Here is a 22,365-nt window from a genome sequence, read left to right on the forward strand (position 1 = left end):
GCTTCGGAGCAGCCGGACGGACACGGGGCCGATCAGTCGGCGTCGGGATCGACCAGCCACGCCACGAGCGTGCGCCAACGATCGGGATCGTCCGTGTCGCGCGGGCCGACGAGATAGACCTCCTCGACGATGCTCTGCGCGCGCAGTCCGTTCCGGGCGGCGAAGGAGCCCACCGCGCCGTAGGTGAGGTCGAGGTCGTCGTGCGGACCGAGGTGGGTGGCGACGACGGCGGTCCGGCGCGGCAGCCGCAGCTCGCGCACGGTGTCCGGTGCTCCCGGTGGCAGCGGTACGTCGGCCGGGAGGTAGACCGTGGCGCGGCCGTGGCCCTCCGTGAACAGTTCGTGTTCGTACCGGCCGCCCGCCGGGAGTACCGGGCGTCGGCCGGCTGCCGCGTCCAGGTCGCGCATCGCGGAGTCGTACCAGCTCAGGTCGGCGCCCTCCGGGACGTCGAGGGACACGGCGAAGACCTGCTGGGTCGGCAGGACGTCCAGGGTCGCTGTCCGCTCGGCCTCCGGATCGAGCAGCTCCCGCAGTGCCTCGACCGCCCGTTGGGTGCGGCCGAGCCGGTCCTCGAGACGGCGGAGGTGGGCTGCGACGACCTGTTGCGCCGTGTCATGGCTCGCCTTGCCCGGGCCGGCCGACGCGGCCTGGAGGAAGCGCCGGAGATCCGCCAGCGGGAGGTCGAGGTCGCGGAACCGTCTGATGGTCAGGGCGGACCGGACCTGCGCGGGCGAGTAGTAGCGGTAGCCCGAGACGGGGTCCACCTCGGCCGGCACGAGCAGGTCCTGCTCGTGGTAGCGGCGGAGCGCGCGGATGCTCAGGTGCGTGATGCGGGAGAACTCCCCGATCGTCAGCCGCTCGGCCACGGTGTCCTCCTCGTGGTACGCCTCGAACCTTGATCTCAGGGTTCGATGTCCAGCCGTGTGATCTTGCCCCGCGCGTCGCGCTCGAAAGTGAAGCACAGGGTGACCGGGCTGCCTGGGAAGTCGCCGGCGATCTCGGCGACGGCTCGGCAGGCGGTGGGCGTGCCGGTGACTTCGCGCAGGTCGTAGCGCACGTCCGGGACCTCGTCACGCCAGCGTCGCACCGCGGCGAGCCCGTGGTGGCTGTGGCCGTCGTCGTGTACGACGACACCGTCGCCGAACAGTGAGAGGTAGCGCTCGCGGTCGGGGTCCGTGGCCGCGGCGAAGTACTCCTCGACGACCTTCTGGATCACCTGGATGTCTTGCATGGTGTTCTCCTCTGCAGGTGTAGGAGAGGGGTTCACAGGGCTGTAGGTGTAGGAGAGGGCTCACAGGGCGCGGACGGTGCCGCCGTCGATGACGTGCTCGGCGCCGGTGACCGCGCCGGCCCGGTCCGAGACCAGGAAGGCGATCACCTCGGCCACCTCTTCGGGCTCCGCGGGCCGCCCCAGCGGGATGCCGCCCAGGGTTTGGTTCAGCTCGTCGAGCGCGGCCTCTCGGGTGATGCCGCCCTCCTGCATGCGTCGGGCCAGGAGGCGCTCGGCGCCGTCGGTACGGATGAAGCCGGGAGCGACCGAGTTCACCCGGACACCGTGCGGGGCCACCTCGTTCGCCAGCCCTTTGCTGTAGGTGGCAAGAGCGCTCTTGGCGGCGGCGTACGCCAGTGTCGACTCGTGCAGCGGCATCCGGCGCTGGATCGAGGTCACGTGAACCACGGCGCCCACCCCACGGGTCACCATCGCGGGAACCAGTGCCCGGTCCAGGCGGACCGCGGGAAGCAGATTGAGCGCCAGCTCCTCCGCCCAGACCTGTTCGGTGAGGGCCGAGTGCCCACCGGCGGGGGCCCGGGAGCCGCCCACGACGTGCACGAGGATGTCAGGTGCGCCGAAGTGGTCGGAGATGTGTGTGGCGGCCGACGCGGCGCCTTCGGGCGTGCTCAGATCGGCCCGTACGAAAAGCGGGTCGGCCGTCTCGGGCGGCGTGCGGGCGATGGTGACGACCCGCGCTCCGGCCTCGCGCAGCCGGTGGGCCGTCGCCAGCCCGGTTCCCTTGCTCCCGCCCGCCACCACGGCGAGACGTCCGTCGAGATCATTGCTGTTCATGCACGCCACCGTGGACCCTCTCCCGGGGAGAGACTCAAGTCCGGACGCGACCGTGTCCTGGCCCGGACAGCCGGGCCAGGACACGGGGTACTCAGCCGCGCAGTGTCGTCACCGGGCTGTTGTACGCCTGCGCGGTCAGCACCGGGTGCCGTGACGAGCAGGCCTCCGCCGGCCAGGACAGCGTGACCTGGCGGGATTCGCCGGGCAGCAGCCACAGATAGTTGTCGCTGTACAGCGTCGGCAGGACCCGATGACCGTGGGCCTCCTCCAGCAGGGACAGCCGGACCATCGCCGCCACCGCCGATCCTCGGTTGTGGATCGTCGCCGTCAGCTCGTGACGGTCACCGGAGCGCGACACCTTGGTGATGTCGCCGGTCAGCTTCACCTGTCTGGCCTTGTTCAGGTTCCGCAGGGCCGAGGTGTCGCGGTAGCGCCAGTAGGTGTTGCGCGACACCTCCCTGCCCTTGGCGTCCGTCAGCGTGAGCCGCAGCAGGTGCAGGTCCGGCAGGTCGTTGGTCCACTCCGCGGTGAAGGCCTTCGCGGTGGCCGCCCGCTCGACGTCCAGCCGGGCCTTCCTGGTCGTGCCGAGCTGCCGGCCGGTCAGGTCGAACAGCCGGGCGGCGACGGTGGCTCCGCGCAGGTCGGTCGAGGTGTGGTTGACCGCGAGGACCTGCCACTTCACCGGGTCGGCCTGCACGTGCAGGGGCTCGCAGGCCGAACGGGCGCCGTAGTAGGTGCCGTTGACGTCGAAGTCGTAGTCGTAGGTCTGCCAGACCGTGCTGTGCCAGGCCGGGTGGGACATCCACAGCATGAGGCCGGAGGCGTTGTCCCACAGGTTCTGGTTCCACGCCTCGAACATGGCGCGGGTGTTCTCGTAGTTGACGAACTGCGCCTTGCGGGCGAAGTCGTCGAGGTCTCCGGAATCGCCGAGGCGTGCCGCGATGGCCGCCTTGTAGTTCTGCGGCGCCTGGTTCCCGCGCTCGCTCCAGTCGTGGTGGTACCAGGCGCCCCCGATGGGCCACTCCGGCTCGTCACCCGTCATGTTGCGGACGCTGGCCGCGGTGGAGACGACGGGCATGCCGATCTCGGTGTGGAAGCCGAAGTCCTTGCTGCCGTACGTCATGGGGTCGAAGTACTTCTCCGGCTCCACCCAGCCGTAGGGGCCGCCGCCCGTGACGATCCCTCCGGCCGAGTTGTTCTGGTAGAGCAGGCCGGGGACCTGGTCCTGCACCGCCTCGCGCATGCCCTTGTCGATGGCGGCCGGGGGGTTGCCCTCGTTGGCGCCGCACCAGACGACCACGCTCGGGTGGATGCGGTAGCGCAGCACGGTGTCGCGGGCGAGCGAGATGAACGCCTCGCGCTCCGGCGGGTCCATGCCCCACGCGTTGGGGAAGTCGTTCCACACCAGGATGCCGTGCCGGTCGCAGGCGGCGAAGAACTCCTCCCGGTCGCTGCTGCCGACCCAGTTGCGGATCATGGTGAAGTTCATGTCGCGGTGCATGCGCACCGCCGCGTCCATGCGTTCCGCCGGCATCCGGCGCAGCAGTTCGTCCCAGCCCCAGTTTCCGCCGCGGGCCAGCACGCGGACACCGTTGACGCTGATCTTCAGCGGGTCGGGGGTGTTGGACACGGACTTGACGTCGGTCCAGTTCTCGCCGTCGTCGGACACCTGGATGACGTACGTCTTCGGGTAGGCGCTCTCCCAGACGACGGCGATGCGGTCGAACGTCCGCGAGGAGCCGAGGTCGACCTGGATCCACTGGTGGTCCTCGTAGGCGGAGGACCAGCGGGTGCCGCGGTCGCCGTCGGTGGCGTGGGACGCGGGGTGGTCGGACTCCTCGGTGGAGGCGGTGGCCTTCTGACGCAGGGCGAGGTCGGTGCCCGGGTCACTCTGGTCGATGACGCTGAAGGTCCACAGGGAGTTGCCCCAACTGGTGTTGCGCAGGCCGCAGTTGAGGCGGACGTAGCGTCCGGTACGCCGGTCGAAGTCCTCGACCTGGAGGCTGGCGTTGCCGTCGCTGAAGGGCAAAGGCACTGCCCCGTTGTCCACGGACTTCACGTCCGTCCAGTCGGAGCCGTTCGCCGAGACCTGGACCACGAAGGTCTTCGCGTACGCCTGCTCCCATGTGAGGTCGACTCGGTCGAAGGACTGGGTGGAGCCCAGGTCGACGCGTATCCACTGGTCGTCCTCGAAGGCGGAGGACCAGCGGGTGCCGGCGTCGCCGTCGGTGACGTTGGCCGCGCCGTGGTCGTCCTGGTCGGTGCTGGACGCCTCGGCGGCGGCGTGCAGCGCGAGGTCGACACCGGGCCTGGCGCTGTCGCCGACGGCGAGGGTCCACAGGGAGCTGCCCCAGGAGGTCGCGCGGGTCATGCAGCGGACGCGGACGTGCCGGGCCTGCTGCCGGTCGAAGGTCACGCTCTGCGTGTAGGCGTCGCCGGACGCGGTGAACGGCAGCGGTGTGTCGTACTCGTAGCCGAACTGGCGGATGCCGAAGCGGGTGACGCGCCGGTCGCTCTCCTGCCCGTCGGCCGACACCGTCAGCGTGAGGTCGTGCAGGTGGGGCAGCCCCAGGCCGTTGGGCCACCACAGCTTCGGGTCACGCAGCCGCAGTTGCTGGAAGGCGTCGGGCGCGAAGACGACGTCGACGCCCTCGCCGGCCTTCACCGTCACTGTCTTGGACACCCGTACGCCGTCGAAGGCGGCGGTGACCGTCGCCCGGCGGTCGGTGTCGTCGGCGTTGCGGACCGGTACGACGACGGTCACCTCGGCGACCGATACGTCGGGCAGCTTCGGCAGAACCGTGTCCACGCGCGGGTCACCGATGACGACATGCCCCGTCGACCGCAGCCGGACGTGGTTCCAGATGCCGGCCGCACGGTCGCGCACCGCGGGCATCCAGTCCCAGCCCGAGGAGGCCAGATACGTCGGGGAGTTGAGGTTCATCTGCTGCGCGCCGGCGTCGACCCATGCCTCGCCCGCGGGGCCCTTGTCCCCCGGGCTGCCGGGCACCGGCATCGGCGTGATCCGCACGGCGAGCGCGTTCTCGTCGTCCGCGTCGAGGTGGCGGGTGACGTCGAAGGCGGAGCGGGCGAACGGGTAGGTCAGGTCGCCGACCTGCTTGCCGTTGAGCCACACGTCGGCCTTGTGGTTGATGCCGTCGAACTCCAGCCAGACGTGCCGGCCGGCGCCGGTGCGCAGACCCTTCGGCAGCGCGAAGTCCCGCTTGTACCACCACGAGTGGCGTGACAGGGCCTCCGGGATGTGCAGGTTGTTCAGGCCCGCCACCGGGTCGGGCAGCTTGCCCTGGTCCACGAGCGAGCCGAGTACCGTGCCGGGCACGGTCGCGGGCAGCCAGCCGCTCGTGTCCACGGAGGTCTTCGACAGGCCGGCGCCGTCCGCGTCGGCCCAGTCGTCCATGGTCAGTCGCCAGCCCGACTCCACCGGCACGGTCCCGTCGTCGGCGACCGTCAGCTTCGGTGCCTTGCCGGGGTGGGAGCCCCAGTCGGTCCAGCCGGTGGCCGAGGGACGCCTGCCCTTGGCGGTGCCGTACACCTCGAAGCCGTTGAGGCCGAGGGGCAGCGGGCTGGATCGCTTCTGGGAGGTCATGCGCACCCAGTTGGCCTTGGTGGGGCGCGGGAGCTGGACGTTCACCACGCCGCCGGTGCCCGCCGTGGTGCGGTACACCGTGGTCCACGACTTGTTGTCGAGCGAGGTCTCCACCGCGAAGACCAGCGAGTAGCTCGACTGGATCTCCTTTCCGGTGGTGCCGCTGTGCACATTGCCGGAGGTGGGGGGCGTGTACACCGGGTCGGAGGCATCGGCCTCGAAGGTCAGACGGATATGGGTGACCTCGCAGGTTTCCTGGAGGTCGACGGCGATCCACTGCGGGTCGCCTCCCCCGGCGCGCCAGCCGCTGCCCTTGACGCCCGGGGAGGCGAGGCGGTCGACGACGAACGAGCCGGGTGTGGCGGCGTAGGCGGTGGAGGAGACCGAGACGGGTCGGTAGAGGGCCAACTCGCCGGGTGCGGCGGGTGCGGCCGGTGCGCCGGTGGGGGCGGCAGCAGCAATCGGCCCGGGGAGCACGGAACTGAGGCCGAACCCGGCCAGCAGCGTGGTCCCCGAGGTGACAACGGTCCGCCGCGACGGGAGGCGCGACGGGCCCGGCAGTTCTGTCATGTGTGTGACGTCCCATCAAAAAGCGCAAGCCGAACCGGCTCCGCACGCCCCGCGCCGAACCGGATGACAACGTTGCCAAAGGCTGTGTCGCCCAGGGATTTCTGTCAACCCCTGAGGCGGGTTTGGTTCGCGGGGCGATGGTTGAGAGTTCGCAGGGCGTGGCTGAAGCGAATGGCTTCTATCGGTGGCGTGCGCGCTGCGGCGGGCTCGGTGAAGCCGACGAGGTGGTGACACCGATGCAGCGGTCGGGGCGGCTTCTGTCGTTGGTCGTTCCGGACATGACGTGACCTCGATGCCGCGGTGATTGCATGTTGGGGTGCTGCCCAAGGGCCGCCCAGATGTGGCGCCGCCCGCCCGCGCGGAGGGCCTCCGCCGGCGGCCGATCGCGCTCGCAGACGCTGCGGTCGGGCCTGCGTGCCGCCCATACATCACGCGCGTCGTATTGCGAATGCAACGACGAAAGAACCCCTCGAACAGCTACCGTGCAGCACGGCGTTCAGGCCGGTGATCTTGCGGGTGCCGGTCGCTTGTCCGGCACCGCCGTCGCGGTGCCGGACATCCTCATGGGCGGCATAGTCGCCGTGTGCCCAACTCCTGTGCCGTCATCGGGCGGCTACGACCTCGGTGATTTCTGGCTCGCCGGCGGCCCCGGGGGTGTTGTTCCTGGGGCCGCGGAAGGCGACGTGGACGAACAGGGCACCCATCACGGCGACGCCTGCCCACATGGCCTGCTGCCAGCCGTCGACGAAGGACTGCTGGGCGGCGTGGAGCAGGTCCTGCGTGTGCGGGCCGGCGCCGCCCGCTGCTTCGACGGCGTTGGCGACGCCGTCCCGGGCAGCGTCAGCGGCTCCCTGGGGGATGCCGTTCAGCCGGCCGTCGATGGCGCTGCGGTAGCCGTTGGCCAGCAGTGCGCCGAGCAGGGCGACGCCGAGGGCGGTGCCGAACTCGCGGGTGACGTCGTTGAGGGCGGAGGCGACGCCCTGCTTCTCGCGCGGCAGGGAGGCGGTGATGGCCGCCGTGGACGGGGTCATCGACAGGCCCATGCCGATACCCATGGCCAGCATGCCGGGCAGGATGGTCGGGTAGCCGCCGTCGACGGACACGAACAGGGCCATGAGCGCCAGGCCGACGCCGGCCAGCGCGATTCCCACGGCCATGGTCGAACGGGAGCCAATACGTGCGGCGAGCTTGGGAGCCAGGCCGGAGGCCATCATCATCATGACGGCCATGGGCATCAGCGCGACCGTGGACAGCAGGCCGGACCAGCCGAGCACGGCCTGGAAGAACGGGAAGAGGACGACGGCGATGCCCGCCTGGACGCCGAAGACCACCAGGAGGGTGATCGAGCCGCCGGCCAGGCCGCGCTCCCGGAACAGGCGCACGTCCAGCAGCGCGGCGTCGCGGCGGTGCAACTCCCAGGCCACGAACCCGATGGCGGCGACGAGACCGGTCGCGAGGCTGATCAGTGTCGCGGCGGCGGTCCAGCCGCGCTCGGGGCCCTCCTGAAGGACGAAGATGAGGCCGATGACGGCGACGGTTGAAACCAGCGCGCCGGTGGTGTCGAAGGGGTGGGTCGAGGTCTCGCGGGAGTTGGGGACCGACTTCAGCGTCATGGCCAGGGCCACGAGGACCAGGACCACCGGCAGGACGAACAGCCACCGCCAGTCGGCGACGTCGACGAGGAGCGCGGAGAGGAACATACCCAGAATCCCGCCACCTCCGGCGACGCCGGTCCACACGCCGATCGCTTTGCCGCGCTGCTCCTCGGGGAAGGTGGAGGTGATGACGGCGAGGGTGATGGGCATGATCATCGCGGCGCCGATACCGGACGCTACGCGCGCGGCGAGCATGACGGCGGCCGACGGGGCAAGACCCGCGACGACGCTCGCGACGCCGAAGACACCCAGCCCGGCGATGAGCATGGGCTTGCGGCCCAGACGGTCGCCGACTGCGCCGAGCGGGAGCAGTAGGGCGGCCAGGGCGAGGGTGTAGATGTTGATGATCCACAGCACCGTGTTCTGCGAGGCGCCGAACTCCACGGCCATGTGGGTCTGCGCGACGTTCAGCCCGGACACCGAGGCGATGACTGCCATCAGCGCGATGGAGACGGCGATCAGGATCGAGCGCAGCTGACGCGCATCGGGCACGCCGCCGCTTTCCGCTTCGGCGGCCTGTACGGGCTGGTTCGTACTCATGGATTCCTCTCAAAAGGCATGGGGAGTCAGCGCCGGAGCAGGGCCGGTCGCCGGGGGGAAGGGGTGGTGGGGTGGCCGGGAGGGCGTTGATGTCGTCGCCGACCGAGGCGTCCACGTAGGCGCTGGATCAGGTGTCTGCACAGGACGCTAAGCGCGCTTTGCAGCAGGGGCATACAATCTTGCCCATGGCGCAAGAAGACGGTGAGCTGGACAGCCTCGTACGCAAACGCATCCGGGCGCTGCGGGTGGCGCAGGGCTGGTCCCTTGAGGAGCTGGCGACCCGTGCCCACCTCAGCCAGTCCTCGCTGAGCCGTATCGAGAACGGCCAGCGCCGCCTCGCGCTGGATCAGCTGGTCACTCTCGCCCGCGCCCTGGACACCACGCTGGATCAGCTCGTGGAGACGGCGACCGACGACGTCGTCACCAGCCCGATGATCGACAGCACCCACAGCCTGATGCGCTGGCCGGTGAAGGGTGACCCCGGAATGAGTGTGGTGCGCCAGCGGATGACCGAACCGCCACCCGACAACCCGGCGCGCATGCGCGCCCACCCGGGGCGCGAATGGCTCGTGGTTCTGTCCGGCACCGCGGTCCTCATGCTCGGCCACCGCCGCTTCCGCGTCGAGACCAACCAGGCTGCCGAGTTCCCCACGATGATGCCGCACGCCATCGGCGCCGAAGGGGGCCCGTGCGAGATCCTGGGCATTTTCGACCGCGACGCACGCCGTGGCCATCAGCGGGCGGCCGGCGACAGCGGCGGCCAGGGCGACGGTGAGTGAATACGGGGCGCGCGACAGCGGCATCTGGCGCGTCGGGCAAAACATCCGGGCATCGCCTTGCGTAAACCGGGAGCCGTCGTGCCGCAGACGCATGGCCGCCCTACCGTGAAGGCATGAATCAAGCGCACCCGCACGCCCTCCACGGCACCCAGCACGGCCACCCTCAGCCGCACGACACCGACGGTCAGGCGGAGATCCTCGACCTGGACGCCGAGGTCCTCGCCGAGCACACGGCCTCCATCACCGCATGGCTGCCGCTCAAGACCGCACCGCGTCGGATAGTGGATCTGGGCTGCGGCACGGGCGCAGGCACCTTCGCCCTCCTCGAACGCTTCCCCGATGCGCAGGTCACCGCTGTCGACGCATCGACGGGATACCTCCAGCACCTGCACGCAAGGGCGTGCGCCCGTGGACTGGAGGAGCGCGTACGCACCGTGCAGGCCGACCTCGACGACTCCGCGTGGCCCGACCTCGGCTCACCGGACCTGGTGTGGGCGTCGGCCTCGATGCACCACATCGGCGACCCCGGTCGCGCGCTCCGCAACGTCCACGACGCGCTCGCGCCCGGCGGCCTGTTCGCCGTCGTGGAGCTGGCCGGTTTCCCGCGCTTTCTGCCCGAGGGCGGCCCGTCGGAGCGGCCAGGACTGGAAGAGCGCTGCCACGCCGCGACCGACCGCTTTCAGACCGAGCACATGCCCCACCGCGGCGCAGACTGGGGCCCGATGCTGACCGCCGCCGGCTTCACGGTCGAGGGCGAACGCACCATCGCCGTGAACATCGCCGGCTCCCGCAACGAAGCCATCGGCCGCTACGCCCTCAGCGGCCTGCAACGCATGCGCAGCGCCGCCGCCACCGAGCTCTCCCCCGAGGACCTCACCGCGCTCGACGAACTCCTCGACATGGGAGGCCCAAGCAGCATCCTGCGCCGCGACGACCTTGCGCTACGCACGGAACGCATCGTGTGGGCCGCACGCCGCAGCTGATCCCGAACACCACGGTTGCCGACCGACGTGCCACAAGACCTACCTGAAGTGACCCCGCTGGGGAGGTCAGAGCAAGGGCCCCTGGAAAGAGCAGGCTAGTCGCCGCGATCCGCGGTGCCGGTTTCGGTGTCGGCTGTGGCCGCGGTCCGCTGGACCAAGAGGTCGGCGACCAGTGCCAACGGGGGCCAGGCCAAGCGGCCGTGGCGTGCGACGGCATGGGCGCGCAGTGTCACCCGCGGGCCGGTGAGCGGCACCAGGCGGACGTCGGAAAAGGTGGGGATGCCCATCGGCAGCAGTCCCACGCCGAGCCCGACGGTGATCATGCCCTGGACCAGGTCGAGGCTGTCGGCCTGGTGGGTGATCCGGGGTGTGAATCCCGCCATGGATGCCAGGGTCCGGATGACGGTCTCGTCGGCGGTGTTACGGGAGTTGACGATCCAGTCCTGAGTGCGGAACCGGGCGAAGACGTCCAGGGTGTCCGCTACGTCGGCCACATCGGCGTGGGCCGGGACGCCCAGGCCCCAGGATGCGGTCCACAGCGCGGTGCTGTGCAGCGCGGGGTCCGGGTCGGAGGGGGCCAGGTTGTAGTCGTAGGTGAGCGCGAGGTCAGCCCCGTCCGCGGCCAGCAACTCCAGGGCCTCGGCGGGTTCGTGCTCACGGATGAGGATGTGCAGCCCAGGATGGCTCTCGGCCAGGTCGGTGATGAGGGGCAGCAGGTGGGCGCGGATGGCGGTGGCGAATCCGGCCACCCGCAGGGTTCCGCTGGGTTCGCTGTCGGGGGCGAGGTCGAGGCGAGCGGTCTCCACGGCGGCGAGGATGACCGTGGCATGCTCCGCCAGCCGACGCCCGGCCGGGGTGAGCCTCACCCGCCGCCCGTCGGGTTCGATCAGGGCGGTACCCATCTCTCGTGCGAGAACCGTGAGTTGCTGCGAGACGGTCGACGTGGTCGTGCCCACTGCCTCGGCCACGGCGCGCATCGATCCGAGCCGGGACAGTTCCACCAGTAGCCGCAGACGCCGTGTCTCCATCCGCCCATTGTCCAGGACTATCGAACGAAGCGCGCAGGATCGGCACGTGGACACGAACGATATCGGGAGCCGGCCGGCGCGCAGTCCCCTTCGAACTCGGTGTGGCCGGCCCTTCCCTTCGACATGGCAGTACGACCGACGGAGCTCAAGATGCTTCGGCGGCAGCGGGGTGGGGCGCGGGTGGGGCGTGCTCGGCCGCCGGACGGGCACCGGCGCGGGTCGCACCCACACCTGCGGCGACGACGAAGGCGATGCCGAGAGCGGACGTCAGACCTGGGACCTGTCCGAGTACGACCAACCCCATCAGCAGCGCGATGGCGGGTTCGAGGCTCATGAGAGTGCCGAAGGCCGAGCTCGTCAGGCGGCGCAGGGCGAGGAATTCGAGGGCGAAGGGCACCAGCGGGCTCACGACAGCCAGCCCCAGCATGGTCCACAGCGCCGGCCAGGTGAGGTGGGTCGACAGGGTGGGAGCGGCGATGAGCAGGCCGAGTATGCCGGCGACCGGCATGGATACGGCCAGGCCCTTGAGACCGGCGAGTTGGTCGCCGACGCGCTGGGTCAGCAGGATGTAGGCGGCCCAGCAGGCAGCGGCGGCGAGGGCGAATCCGACGCCGGCCAGGTCAAGATCCCCGTGCCAGGGCTGGGTCAGCAGAGCAACACCTATGGCAGCTGCGACAGTCCATATTTTTCGGCTTGCGCCTGGCCCGTACAGGGACACGGCCAGAGGGCCGAGGAACTCCAGGGCACTCGCGGTGCCGAGCGGAAGTCGGGCGATGGCGAGCATGAAGAAGAGCATCAAACCGGCGGTCACGATGCCCAGGACGGTGCAGGCCAGCAGATCACGGCGGGCGAAGTCACGGCGGCGGGGCCGTACGAGGATGAACAGGAGCAGCCCGGCCCAGCCCAGGCGAAGCCCGGCAGCCCCCACATCGGTGAGCTGATCGAACAGGGGAACCGTCAGGGCGGAGCCGAGCTGGACGGTGGACATGCCGGCCACCGCCATGAGGAACCCGGTCTCGCGACCGCCCAGGCGCGAGGTGTGGGGAGACTTCTGCGGACTCATGGCCCCAGTAGAGGCGCTGCGCATCGTTCGTGTCCACGTGCCGATCATGGACATACCCTTTAGGAATCCTGGACGATGGATGCCGCGCGAGCCACTGCGACCGGGCATGACACGATCCTCGGCATGATGAGCGCCGACCGAAGCCCTGGACTGGATTTCCTCCGGGCGGACATCCCCATCTACACGATCTACACGCTGACCTTCGCCAGGCAGATACCTCCGCAGGAACTGCTGGCTCGGATGGGTGCCGACCCGGACAGCGTGGCCCTGCGCGATGAAACGAGCCTGCACGACGAGTACGGCGACACCCTCCTCGACGCCGACGAACCCGTGGTCACGACCGGCGTCGACGGCGCGTGGACATGGGCTTGGGAACAGGGCGGCATGCACGGCCTCGACGAACGAATCCTCTCCGCGGTCTCCCAAGGGACCGAAGCTGTCGTGCTGCACTACAACGAGAAGCCGATGTACTGGTTCAAGTACGCGGCGGATGGTGACATCCTCGTCGACTTCCATACGCTCGGGCCGTTGGAGCCGACCGGTCCGGCCCCGGCGCAGCTCGACGAGGCCATGCGACCGCTGGGACTCGTCCCCGGCCGGCCCGTCCCGCTCGACAGCGTCCTGCCTCTTGCCGAGAACGCGTTCGGACTACGCGTGACGCCGACGAGGGACGGCGAGGAGCGCTGGAGCGCCAACCTGCTCCCGCTATCGGGGTAGCCGCAGATCTCCCACCCCCGTCCTGATCCGCCCCCTCCGCCGACAAGCTCCGCCTCAAGGGCCGACTTGATGAACAGATCGGGACGCCGCCCCAGGCCACCTGCCCCCGCCGCGCGCGGCAGTCCTTCCCAGGGCGGCGGTGTGATCAGTAGGTGAGTGCGTCCTCGGCGGTGCCGAAGAAGCTGGTGACCTGGCCGTCGTTGACCGTGACGGGGCCGTCGTTGATCGGAACCGTCGCAGGGCTCTCGGCGGGCGTCAGCGCGATCTCCACCTTGTCGGCGGTCTTGCCGCCCTCGGTGTCGGCGCGCGAGAACAGGATCCCGGCGTAGGCGGACTCACCGGACTTCAGGATCCAGTCCTTGCCCTCGGGACCCGCGTGCTCGGCGGCACCGTCGAGCCCCGGAATCGTGATCACCAGTTCGTTCGCCGGGAGCAGGCAGGAGTCGCTGCTCTTGTTCGTCGCCTTCAGCAAGGCGTGGTTGACGGGCTTTGAGGCGACGGTGACGTTGTAGCTCAGGTCGGTCGTCTCGCACATGCCCACGCCGCCGTCCTGCCCGTCGTCGGCCGCGGGCGCCGACGCCTGCGGGGTGCTGCCACCGCTGCCTGCGGAGTCGCCGTCCGTCTTGCCACCATCGCCGGGGACGGACGTCGAGGGCGAGGCAGATCCCTTGCCGGCACCCTCAGCGGACGGGCTCGATGCCGCACTCGGAGCGGCCGAGTCCTTGTCACCATCACCGTTGCATGCCGTCAGCGCCATGACGCCGAGCGAGAGAGCGGCCAGGACCATGGTGGTACGGCGTGGACGAGCTGCATAAGCCATGAGAAATCCCCCGAGAGTCGGAATGTTCCGGTGATCATGCCGCATGACGGCGATGCTTCCGCCTGATCACATCGAGCAGGAGCCGTTTCCGAACACGCTTGTGACACTGCGACAGCGACATCAGTTCTGCGACACCGGAAGCGGGCGATCCCACTCCCTCACCGGCGGCTCCGCCACCCGGCCCCAGGCCGTACCTGCGCGCTCAGCCGACCCCACCCGCCCAAGCCGAGCCCTCCCTGCGCAGGTCAGAGGCACCCTGTGCGAAGATCCGGGTTCGCAACATCGAGAACCACCCCGGCACCGGCCCAGCCGCCCGCGGTGACAACGCACCGAGGGAACAGCGCATGCGTACCACCCGGACCAAAGCCAGATGGCTCGCGACCGCCGTCGCGGGAGCGGCCCTCAGCGCCGGCTGCGGCAGCACCGCGCCCTCCACCCCTGCTGCGGTCTCCTCGGCTACCGCCTCACCCCCACCGTTCGGCCAGCAGGAGGTGCAGGCGGAGCTCGAGGCGGCCGCCGTGGCTGCCGGGATACCTGAAGGGCTGACGGAGCTGGGATCAGGCCCTTCACCCGAGTCGGGAGAGACAGAGAAGGAACGGAAGCTGGCCGCCCTCATGGCGCGCCTGTCCCCTTGCACGGTCTCCTGGACGCATGACGGAGCGGACGCCGCCTCGTCCGAGTCCGAGTACGAGGCCGAGTCCGATCCTGACCAGTCTCGACAGCAGCTGGACGTCCTCCTCTCGAACCTGGGCACACGCGGCTGGAAGAAGTCCGGGGCCGCCAAGGAAATGCCGGTCGGGGATCTCGGCACGTACTTCATGGCCACCTACAAGAAGCAGGGCTGGACTCTCAACGCGCGGCACAACACCCTGTCGACCTGGAATCAGTCGACTGTCATGGTCACCGAGGACGCTTGCTTCGGCCGGCTCACCGATGAGGAAGCGGCCCTCCTCGAGGACTAGATGCACCAAGGGTCCGCGCCCGATTTGCGCGCCTCCCGCGACAAAACCATGTCCAAGGGGTTGCCCACAGATTGCCCCGCCACTTAAATCAAAGCGTGAACTAAGTTGCTGTACTGCTGTGTTGCCCTCCGGCATGCCTTGGCACACAAGCGATGCGGATCGTCGCGGCACCATCGCGGCGGTCCGCTCGCGCTGCAGGAAGCAGGCTCGTCCGAATCCCGCACCGCTCCCGCAGAAAGCTGATGCATGAGACTCATGAATGTCGCCGGACGCCTCAGACGCAGAGCGCTGGGTGTCTCGCTGATCGCCACCGCGGCGCTGATCACCCTCCCCGCCCAACTGCCCGCCGCGGCAGCCGAAACGCCGCTGTCCCAGGGCAAGAGCGTCACGTCCTCCTCGAACGAGAACGCCGCAACGCCCGCCGCCAACGCGGTGGACGGTGACCGGGGCACCAGGTGGTCCTCGGCCGCGAGCGACAACCAGTGGCTACAGGTGGACCTCGGCGCCACGGCCTCCGTCACCCGGGTCGTCCTCGACTGGGAAGCCGCCTACGGCAAGGACTACAAGATCCAGTTCTCACAGGACGGCGCCGGCTGGAGCGACGCCAAGACCGTGACGGGCGGCGACGGCGCCGTCGACACCGTCGACGTGTCGGGGCAGGCCCGCTACGTACGGATGCAAGGGCTCAGCCGGGCCACGCCATGGGGCTACTCCCTGTGGGAGTTCCAGGTCTTCGGCACCACCGGCGGCACCCAACCCGCGGCCTGCGACACGGCCAACGCCGCCCGCGGCAAGCCCTCTTCCGCCTCCTCGGTCGAGAACGCCGGTACACCCGCCTCGGCCGCGTTCGACGGTGACACCGGCACCCGCTGGTCGAGCCAGGCCTCCGACCCGCAATGGGTCCAGGTCGACCTGGGATCGCTGCGCGACATGTGCAAGGTCGACCTGAACTGGGAGGCCGCGTACGCCAAGGACTTCCGGATCCAGACCTCCGGCAACGGACAGGACTGGAGCACCGTCAAGGAGGTCACCGGGGCGACAGGCGGCCAGGCCTCCTACGAGGTCGACGGCTCGGGCCGCTACGTACGCATCCTGGGCACGGCCCGCGGGACCGGCTACGGCTACTCCCTCTGGGAGGTCTCCGTGCACACCGAGTCCGGTGGCAGCGGTCCCATCGAGGGCGGCGGTGACCTGGGCCCGAACGTCATCGTCGTGGACCCCTCCACTCCGAACCTCCAGCAGAAGTTCGACCAGGTCTTCGCGCAGCAGGAGGCAAGCCAGTTCGGCAGCGGCCGCTACCAGTTCCTGATGAAGCCGGGCACCTACAACAACATCAACGCCCAACTGGGCTTCTACACCTCCGTGTCGGGCCTCGGCCTCAACCCCGACGACGTCCAGATCAACGGTGACATCACCGTCGACGCGGGCTGGTTCAACGGAAACGCCACCCAGAACTTCTGGCGTTCGGCGGAGAACCTGGCCATCACTCCGTCCAACGGCACCGACCGATGGGCGGTCGCCCAGGCCGCGCCGTTCAGGCGGATCCACGTCAAGGGCGGCCTCAACCTCGCCCCCAACGGCTACGGCTGGGCCTCCGGCGGATACATCGCCGATTCGAAGATCGACGGCACCGTCGGCCCGTACAGCCAGCAGCAGTGGTACACCCGCGACAGCTCCGTCGGCGGCTGGACCAACGGCGTGTGGAACATGACGTTCACCGGTGTCGAGGGCGCGCCCGCGACCAACTTCGCCACCGGGCCGTACACCACGTTCGACACCACCCCGATCTCCCGGGAGAAGCCGTTCCTCTACCTGGACGGCAGCACCTACAAGGTCTTCGTGCCCGCCAAGCGCACCAACTCGCGCGGTGTGTCCTGGCCGGCGAACGCCGGTGGGGTGTCCCTGCCGCTGGACCAGTTCTACGTCGTCAAGCCCGGTGCGACGGCCGCCACCATCAACGCGGCGCTGGACCAGGGCCTCAACCTGCTGTTCACGCCCGGCGTGTACCACATCGACCAGACCATCGAGGTGGACCGGGCCAACACCGTCGTCCTCGGGCTGGGCCTGGCCACGATCATCCCCGACGGGGGTGTCGACGCCATGCACGTGGCGGACGTCGACGGCGTGCGGCTCGCCGGTTTCCTGATCGACGCCGGACCGGCCAACTCGGACACGCTGCTGCGGATCGGCGAGCCCGGCGCGTCCACCGACCACTCCGCCAACCCCACCACCATGCAGGACGTGTTCGTCCGCATCGGCGGCGCGGGTCCGGGGCTCGCCACCAACTCGGTCGTCGTCAACAGCGACGACGTGCTCATCGACCACACCTGGATCTGGCGTGCCGACCACGGCGAGGGAGTCGGCTGGGACACCAACCGGGCCGACTACGGGCTGCGCGTCAACGGCGACGACGTCCTGACCACCGGCCTGTTCGTGGAGCACTTCAACAAGTACGACGTGTTCTGGACCGGCGAGCGCGGCCGCACGATCTTCTTCCAGAACGAGAAGGCCTACGACGCCCCGAACGAGGCCGCCATCACCCATGACGGCATCGTCGGATACGCGGCCTACAAGGTCGCCGACACGGTGAACGAGCACGAGGCGTGGGCGCTGGGAAGCTACTGCAACTACACCTCGGACGACACCATCGTCCAGCACCACGGCTTCCAGGTACCGGTCAAGCCCGGCATCAGGATGCGCCACCTGATGGTGATCTCCCTCGGCGGCAAGGGTCAGTACCGCCACGTCATCAACGACACGGGAGCACCGACGGCGGGGACGGACACCGTTCCTTCCAAGGTCACGCAGTTCCCCTGATCCATGTCTGATCCCGCAGCGGCGGGCGGCCCCGGGGGCGTTTCCATCGCCCCCGGGGCTCACCGGCAGGTTGCTCGGCGCCGCGTCGTCATCTGCCGTCCGGGTGGGCCTTCAGGGGTAAACGGCGGTGGCGGGAAGCCGGCTGCGGGCAGCGCCGGCGCCGGTGGCGATAATTGGCCGTGTGAGCGGCCAAGACCCCAGCGAGGCGAGTGAGACGCTGTCCAGCCAGACCCGGGCGCGCTGGCGGACGTTCGTGCAGACCGAGACGGGCAGCGCCGCTCTGTTGCTGGCGGCCGTGGCCGCGGCCCTGGTGTGGGCCAACGTCGATGCGCATTCCTACGAAGCGGTGTGGGGAGCGCATTTCACCATCGGCTTCGACACCCGCCAGCTCTCGCTGGACCTGCACGAGTGGATCAATGCCGGGCTGATGAGTCTGTTCTTCTTCGTGGTCGGCCTGGAGGCGCGTCGCGAGTTCGACATGGGGGAACTGCGGGACCGGCGCTGGGTGCTGCTCAGCGCCGCGGCCGGCCTCGGCAGCATGGCCGTACCCGCGGCGATCTACATCGCGATCAACGCCGGTCATGATTCGGTGCACGGCTGGGGTACGGCGATGTCGACCGACACCGCCTTCGCCCTGGGCATCCTGGCCGTGCTCGGCTCACGGCTGCCGGCGTCCCTGCGCGCTTTCATGCTGTCGATCTCCGTGGTCGACGATCTGCTCGCACTGCTGGTGATCGCGGTCTTCTACAGCGAGGGCATCCGTCTCCCGGCACTGCTGGTGGCCCTGGGCGTGCTGCTGCTCATCGCCGTCCTGCGCTTGGTGGGCATCCGCAAGAGCGCCCCGTGCGCCGTGCTGTCCGTGGTGGTGTGGGTCGCGCTGTACGAGGCCGGGATCGACCCCGTCGTGACGGGTCTGGCCGTAGGAGCCCTGGTCGTCGCCTACCCGGCGCCGCGGGGCGACCTCGAACGGGCGAGCCGGCTGTTCCGTCTCTTCCGCGAGCAGCCCACCCCGGAGTTGCAGCGCTCCGCGGTGCGGGGCCTTGCCGCGGCGATCTCCCCCAATGAGCGGCTGGAGCAGAAGTTCCTGCCCTGGGTGAGCTACGGCATCGTGCCCCTGTTCGCGCTGGCCAACGCCGGCATCGAGCTGAGCGGCGCCAAGCTGGAGGAGGCGTTCACCTCGCCCATCACGCTCGGCATTGTGTGCGGCTGCGCGGCGGGCAAGGTGATCGGAGTCGTGGGCTCGATCGCGGGTGCGCAGGTGCTGACGGGCGGTCGCCTGCGTCCTAACGTGGGCTGGGGTTCGGTCACCGCGGGCGGTGCCGTCGCCGGGGCGGCCTTCACCGTGTCCTTGTTGATCGCCTCCCACGCCTTCGAGGGCGAGGAACTGGACCAGGCGCGCATCGGTGTCCTCACCACCCTCGTCGCTGCCTTCGTCCTCAGCTGGGCGGTCTCGGGTGTCATCGGACTGCTGCCGGAGGCCCGCAGGGCACGGGCCCTGCTGGGTACGTCCGACGCGCTGACGGATCTGGCGGTGGCCGTCGACGTCCGCCACGACCGGATCCGCGGGCCCGAGAAGGCGGCGGTCACGGTGGTGGAGTACGGCGACTTCGAGTGCCCGTACTGCGGGCAGGCCGAGCCGGTCGTGCGGGAACTCCTGGGTCACGAGCACGACGTCCGCTACGTGTGGCGGCACCTGCCGCTTTCGGATGTGCACCCCGATGCGGAGCTGGCGGCCGAGGCGTCGGAAGCGGCCGCACGCCAGGGGAAGTTCTGGGAGATGCACGATCTGCTGCTCGAACGGCAGGACGCCCTCGGCATCGAGGACCTGCTGCGGTATGCGCGGGAACTCGGTCTCGACATGGCGCGGTTCCGGGACGACCTGGAGCAGCGCCGCGGTGCGCGGCGCGTCGCGGAGGACGTCGATTCCGCGGATCTGAGCGGAGTGTCGGGCACACCCACGTTCTTCATCAACGGACGCCGCCATCAGGGTGCCTACGACATCGCTGCCCTGACGCAGGCGGTCGAGCAGGCCCGTCAGCGAGTGCTTGCCGCGCAGGTGGGACTGTCGAAGCCGGCGAGATGAGCGGTGCCGCCGCATCGCTCTCCCCGCTCCGCGACGGGGCGTGGCTCAGCACTGCTGCTCGTACCGGAGCCGGTCGTACCGTCGAGCGGCGATGTCCTCGCGGGTGCCCAGGATGAGGTTCAGGGTGTACACCTCGTGGTCGATCGCCTGCCCCGCCATCTGCGCGAAGAGCACCAGGCCGTCCGTGTCCGGGGCCAGGTCCCATGAGTTGGAGAAGCCACCGATCTGCACGCAGACGCCGGGGCGGGTTCCGCTGGATGCCGCTTCCAGGATGTCTTCCTCGAAGCGGTCCAGCACGTCGTCGTGCCCCTCGCCCTTCGCGAACGCCTGAGTTGCTGGGGCATCGCGCCAGTCGTCGTCGAGGGTCAGTCCGACCAGGGGATACAGAGTGCGGGACTCATAGCCCCTGACCTGCATGGACTCGCCGTCGAACTCATACGTACCGGGGTGCTCCGTCGTCACGGTTCCGGCCGGGACATGGAGCACCGCGGAGGAGTCCGGCGGGTACTCGATGTCGCTGAAGAACAACAGGTGGCCTTCGGCGGGAAGTTCGATGTCCAGGACCTCATGGGGCAGGGCCGCGCAGTCGACGCTCAGTATCAGCGGCTCTCTTCCGTCGGGCCAGTCCGCTCCCTCCGGCAACGCGGGCAGTCCGCCCGTCCGCGCGGCCGGCCGGGCCCGCTGCCGCAGGGATGCCGGCACCTCCTCGTACCGCACGAGGTAGACGCAGGGCCGGCTACGGACCAGCAACTCCTCCGCGACAGAGCCCGGAACGCCATGCTTCGCAGCCGTCTCGTGGATGAGCTGCACGTCGATCGCCGTCATGCCCGTGATCGTGCCACGGCCCACTGACAGTCGAGGGTCCTGTGCATCCCCTCGGCCTGGGGCATCCCTCACGTCACCGGGCGGCTCCGACGGCCACGTTGTCGAAGGAGGCGGCGGCGTCGAAGACTCGGACGCCGTTCGCGCCGTTCGCGTAAGTGCCGTCGCTCACGGAGATCTTCGGCGTCTTCATGTCGTCGACGAACACCTTGATGGACGAGCCGGCGGCGGTGACACGCATTCGGTGCGTCGAGCCGGGCGCGACAGGTGTCCGGGCCGTGCCGAGCTCGGTCCAGGAGCCGTTCGCCCGGCCGAGGACCACCTTGCCGCTCGGGCTGATACCTGCGTAGTAGCCCGAGTAGCTGTCCGGGCCGACCGACGGCTCGGTCACCCGGAACGTCAGCCCGGCGTCCCCGCCACCCGAGTTCACCGTGACGTCGGCGTCGTACGTGAAGTCCGCGAAGTCGGTGTCCAGGAGCGACTTGGCTCCCGGGCCGCGTCCCACCACGTACCGCCCGCCGGCGGCCGACCATGTCCCGCCGTACGTCTTCCACCCCAGGGCGTTGCCGTCGGCGAAGTTGTCCTTCACCTGCATCGCGATCCGCCGGATGGTGCCGTCGGGGTTGAAGTACATGCGGTCGTACGCCAGTTGGCGGTGGTTGCCGTCGGTCTCGCTCAGTGGACGGCGGTGGTAGAAGATGTACCAGGTGTCGGTGCCCGGCACGTTGACGACGGAGTTGTGGCCCGAGCCCTTGGCGACCGCCGGGTCCTGGGCGAGCACCTTGTCGATCTTCTGGAAGGGCCCGGTCGGCGAGTCCGACATGGCGTAGGACACCGAGTAGTCGGGGCCGGTCCAGCCGCCCTCCGACCACATCAGGTAGTACTTGCCGTTCCGCTTGAACATGTAGGAACCCTCGACGTAGTTCTCGGGGGTGATCTCCTTGTAGGTCGAGCCGTCGTCGAAGGTGCCCAGGCTGGTCATGTCCGGGTTGAGCTTGACGACGTTGTTGTGGTGCCAGCCGCCGTAGTACATGTACGCCTGGCCGTCGTCGTCGATGAACACGTCCTGGTCGATGGGCTGGGCCCCGTTGTGGAACTGCGAGATCAGCGGCTTTCCGAGGGCGTCCTTGTAAGGCCCTTCGGGGCGGTCGGCCACGGCCACGCCGATGCCGCCGAACTGGGAGTTGTTCTGGATGTCGTTCGCGGCGAAGTACAGGTAGTACTTGCCGTCGCGTTCGACCGGCGCCGGCGCCCACACCGCGTACTTCGCCCAGGTGACGTCCGCCGTCGTCAGGACGTTGCTGTGCTTGGTCCAGTGGACGAGGTCGGTCGACGAGAACGCGTCGAGGTGGGTCTGCTCGGCGTAGGGCTTCGAAGCCGTGGGGAAGACCCAGTACTTGCCGTCATAGATCGCGATGTCGGGGTCCGCGTACCAGCCGTCGACGAAGGGGTTCCCCGACTCGGCGGTCGAGTACTCGGGCAGGGCCACGGCGGTGGAGGGCGAGAGCATCGCCAACAGGCCGCCGGAGAGTAGCGCGGCCCAGCACTTGGCGACGAAACCGGTCGATCTGACAGGCATGAGACCTCCGTCGGAGATCGGGAACCGAAAACTCGGACGATAACGTTGTCAAGCGACTCGCGGAGCGCACGGTCCGGCCGCAGGCCCTTCCGTAGACACTTCTTTTACATCGATGGAATGCCGCTGTAAACCCTCAACGGCCTTTCTCTCCCGCACCATTGACGGCCCGTCGTCCCGTCATTACCTTCCGAGAGCGCTCTCTTTCACTCACAGCAGGTCCCCGGGCTGTCGCCTTCACCGGCGTCTTCAGGCCGCAGTCGGCGAAGCAAGGGGGC

Annotated in this window: 16 protein-coding genes; 6 read left to right on the plus strand and 10 right to left on the minus strand. The window is 69.4% G+C overall.

Going from position 1 to position 22,365, the window contains the following annotated elements; translation table 11 throughout:
* Window positions 1–32 precede the first annotated feature (32 nt).
* From PGH47_RS00890 to PGH47_RS00910, 5 genes are all read right to left on the minus strand, one after another.
* The gene (locus PGH47_RS00890) at window positions 33–866 is read right to left on the minus strand and encodes a MerR family transcriptional regulator (protein WP_271661725.1); all 834 of its coding nucleotides are present in this window, start codon (window positions 864–866) and stop codon (window positions 33–35) included.
* A gap of 35 nt (window positions 867–901) precedes the next feature.
* Entirely contained in the window at window positions 902–1,231 is a 330-nt protein-coding gene (locus PGH47_RS00895; protein WP_271661726.1) for a nuclear transport factor 2 family protein, read from the minus strand.
* 60 nt (window positions 1,232–1,291) lie between these two features.
* On the minus strand, window positions 1,292–2,065 hold the full coding sequence (locus tag PGH47_RS00900; protein WP_271661727.1) for an SDR family oxidoreductase: 774 nt from the start codon (window positions 2,063–2,065) through the stop codon (window positions 1,292–1,294).
* Window positions 2,066–2,156: 91 nt separating this feature from the next.
* Entirely contained in the window at window positions 2,157–6,242 is a 4,086-nt protein-coding gene (locus PGH47_RS00905; protein ID WP_271661728.1) for a discoidin domain-containing protein, read from the minus strand.
* 602 nt (window positions 6,243–6,844) lie between these two features.
* Window positions 6,845–8,437, minus strand: a complete 1,593-nt coding sequence (locus PGH47_RS00910; protein WP_271661729.1) for an MFS transporter — start codon at window positions 8,435–8,437, stop codon at window positions 6,845–6,847.
* 185 nt (window positions 8,438–8,622) lie between these two features.
* Between PGH47_RS00910 and PGH47_RS00915 the strand changes: the two genes are divergently transcribed.
* Both PGH47_RS00915 and PGH47_RS00920 read left to right on the plus strand, forming a co-directional pair.
* Window positions 8,623–9,216: a helix-turn-helix domain-containing protein gene (locus PGH47_RS00915; protein ID WP_271661730.1), complete on the plus strand. Its 594-nt coding sequence runs from the start codon at window positions 8,623–8,625 to the stop codon at window positions 9,214–9,216.
* Between the two features lie 113 nt (window positions 9,217–9,329).
* Window positions 9,330–10,199, plus strand: coding sequence for a class I SAM-dependent methyltransferase (locus tag PGH47_RS00920; RefSeq protein ID WP_271661731.1), 870 nt, complete (start codon window positions 9,330–9,332; stop codon window positions 10,197–10,199).
* A gap of 95 nt (window positions 10,200–10,294) precedes the next feature.
* Here the strand turns inward: PGH47_RS00920 and PGH47_RS00925 are convergent, their stop codons facing one another.
* Both PGH47_RS00925 and PGH47_RS00930 read right to left on the minus strand, forming a co-directional pair.
* Window positions 10,295–11,227, minus strand: coding sequence for a LysR family transcriptional regulator (locus tag PGH47_RS00925; RefSeq protein ID WP_271661732.1), 933 nt, complete (start codon window positions 11,225–11,227; stop codon window positions 10,295–10,297).
* A gap of 145 nt (window positions 11,228–11,372) precedes the next feature.
* Window positions 11,373–12,290, minus strand: a complete 918-nt coding sequence (locus tag PGH47_RS00930; protein WP_271661733.1) for an EamA family transporter — start codon at window positions 12,288–12,290, stop codon at window positions 11,373–11,375.
* Between the two features lie 126 nt (window positions 12,291–12,416).
* On the opposite strand from PGH47_RS00930, the gene PGH47_RS00935 reads away from it, so the two are divergent.
* Window positions 12,417–13,007, plus strand: coding sequence for a DUF6461 domain-containing protein (locus PGH47_RS00935; RefSeq protein WP_271661734.1), 591 nt, complete (start codon window positions 12,417–12,419; stop codon window positions 13,005–13,007).
* A gap of 145 nt (window positions 13,008–13,152) precedes the next feature.
* Here the strand turns inward: PGH47_RS00935 and PGH47_RS00940 are convergent, their stop codons facing one another.
* Window positions 13,153–13,827: a DUF4232 domain-containing protein gene (locus PGH47_RS00940; RefSeq protein WP_271661735.1), complete on the minus strand. Its 675-nt coding sequence runs from the start codon at window positions 13,825–13,827 to the stop codon at window positions 13,153–13,155.
* Window positions 13,828–14,171: 344 nt separating this feature from the next.
* On the opposite strand from PGH47_RS00940, the gene PGH47_RS00945 reads away from it, so the two are divergent.
* The 3 genes from PGH47_RS00945 (at window position 14,172) to PGH47_RS00955 (ending at window position 19,689) form a co-directional block, all read left to right on the plus strand.
* A complete protein-coding gene (locus PGH47_RS00945; protein ID WP_271661736.1) occupies window positions 14,172–14,789 on the plus strand; it encodes a hypothetical protein in 618 nt (205 codons plus the stop codon).
* A gap of 246 nt (window positions 14,790–15,035) precedes the next feature.
* Window positions 15,036–17,606: a discoidin domain-containing protein gene (locus PGH47_RS00950; RefSeq protein WP_443048460.1), complete on the plus strand. Its 2,571-nt coding sequence runs from the start codon at window positions 15,036–15,038 to the stop codon at window positions 17,604–17,606.
* Window positions 17,607–17,787: 181 nt separating this feature from the next.
* Entirely contained in the window at window positions 17,788–19,689 is a 1,902-nt protein-coding gene (locus PGH47_RS00955; protein ID WP_271661737.1) for a Na+/H+ antiporter NhaA, read from the plus strand.
* 45 nt (window positions 19,690–19,734) lie between these two features.
* Here PGH47_RS00955 and PGH47_RS00960 read toward each other — a convergent pair whose 3' ends face one another.
* Window positions 19,735–20,514: a DUF1963 domain-containing protein gene (locus tag PGH47_RS00960; protein WP_271661738.1), complete on the minus strand. Its 780-nt coding sequence runs from the start codon at window positions 20,512–20,514 to the stop codon at window positions 19,735–19,737.
* Window positions 20,515–20,587: 73 nt separating this feature from the next.
* Window positions 20,588–22,090 (minus strand): family 43 glycosylhydrolase, encoded by a 1,503-nt coding sequence (locus PGH47_RS00965; protein ID WP_271661739.1) that lies wholly within the window; start codon window positions 22,088–22,090, stop codon window positions 20,588–20,590.
* Window positions 22,091–22,365 lie beyond the last annotated feature (275 nt).

The organism is Streptomyces sp. HUAS 31 (genome assembly GCF_028198125.1).
GTDB lineage: Bacteria > Actinomycetota > Actinomycetes > Streptomycetales > Streptomycetaceae > Streptomyces > Streptomyces chartreusis.

Coding starts and splice junctions, on each gene's coding strand:
- PGH47_RS00930 (WP_271661733.1), bottom strand. CDS start 12,290: ATGAGTCCGCAGAAGTCTCCCCACACCTCGCGCCTGGGCGGTCGCGAG.
- PGH47_RS00960 (WP_271661738.1), bottom strand. CDS start 20,514: ATGACGGCGATCGACGTGCAGCTCATCCACGAGACGGCTGCGAAGCAT.
- PGH47_RS00915 (WP_271661730.1), top strand. CDS start 8,623: ATGGCGCAAGAAGACGGTGAGCTGGACAGCCTCGTACGCAAACGCATC.
- PGH47_RS00950 (WP_443048460.1), top strand. CDS start 15,036: ATGAGACTCATGAATGTCGCCGGACGCCTCAGACGCAGAGCGCTGGGT.
- PGH47_RS00920 (WP_271661731.1), top strand. CDS start 9,330: ATGAATCAAGCGCACCCGCACGCCCTCCACGGCACCCAGCACGGCCAC.
- PGH47_RS00935 (WP_271661734.1), top strand. CDS start 12,417: ATGAGCGCCGACCGAAGCCCTGGACTGGATTTCCTCCGGGCGGACATC.
- PGH47_RS00905 (WP_271661728.1), bottom strand. CDS start 6,242: ATGACAGAACTGCCGGGCCCGTCGCGCCTCCCGTCGCGGCGGACCGTT.
- PGH47_RS00900 (WP_271661727.1), bottom strand. CDS start 2,065: ATGAACAGCAATGATCTCGACGGACGTCTCGCCGTGGTGGCGGGCGGG.
- PGH47_RS00945 (WP_271661736.1), top strand. CDS start 14,172: ATGCGTACCACCCGGACCAAAGCCAGATGGCTCGCGACCGCCGTCGCG.
- PGH47_RS00925 (WP_271661732.1), bottom strand. CDS start 11,227: ATGGAGACACGGCGTCTGCGGCTACTGGTGGAACTGTCCCGGCTCGGA.
- PGH47_RS00895 (WP_271661726.1), bottom strand. CDS start 1,231: ATGCAAGACATCCAGGTGATCCAGAAGGTCGTCGAGGAGTACTTCGCC.
- PGH47_RS00965 (WP_271661739.1), bottom strand. CDS start 22,090: ATGCCTGTCAGATCGACCGGTTTCGTCGCCAAGTGCTGGGCCGCGCTA.
- PGH47_RS00910 (WP_271661729.1), bottom strand. CDS start 8,437: ATGAGTACGAACCAGCCCGTACAGGCCGCCGAAGCGGAAAGCGGCGGC.
- PGH47_RS00940 (WP_271661735.1), bottom strand. CDS start 13,827: ATGGCTTATGCAGCTCGTCCACGCCGTACCACCATGGTCCTGGCCGCT.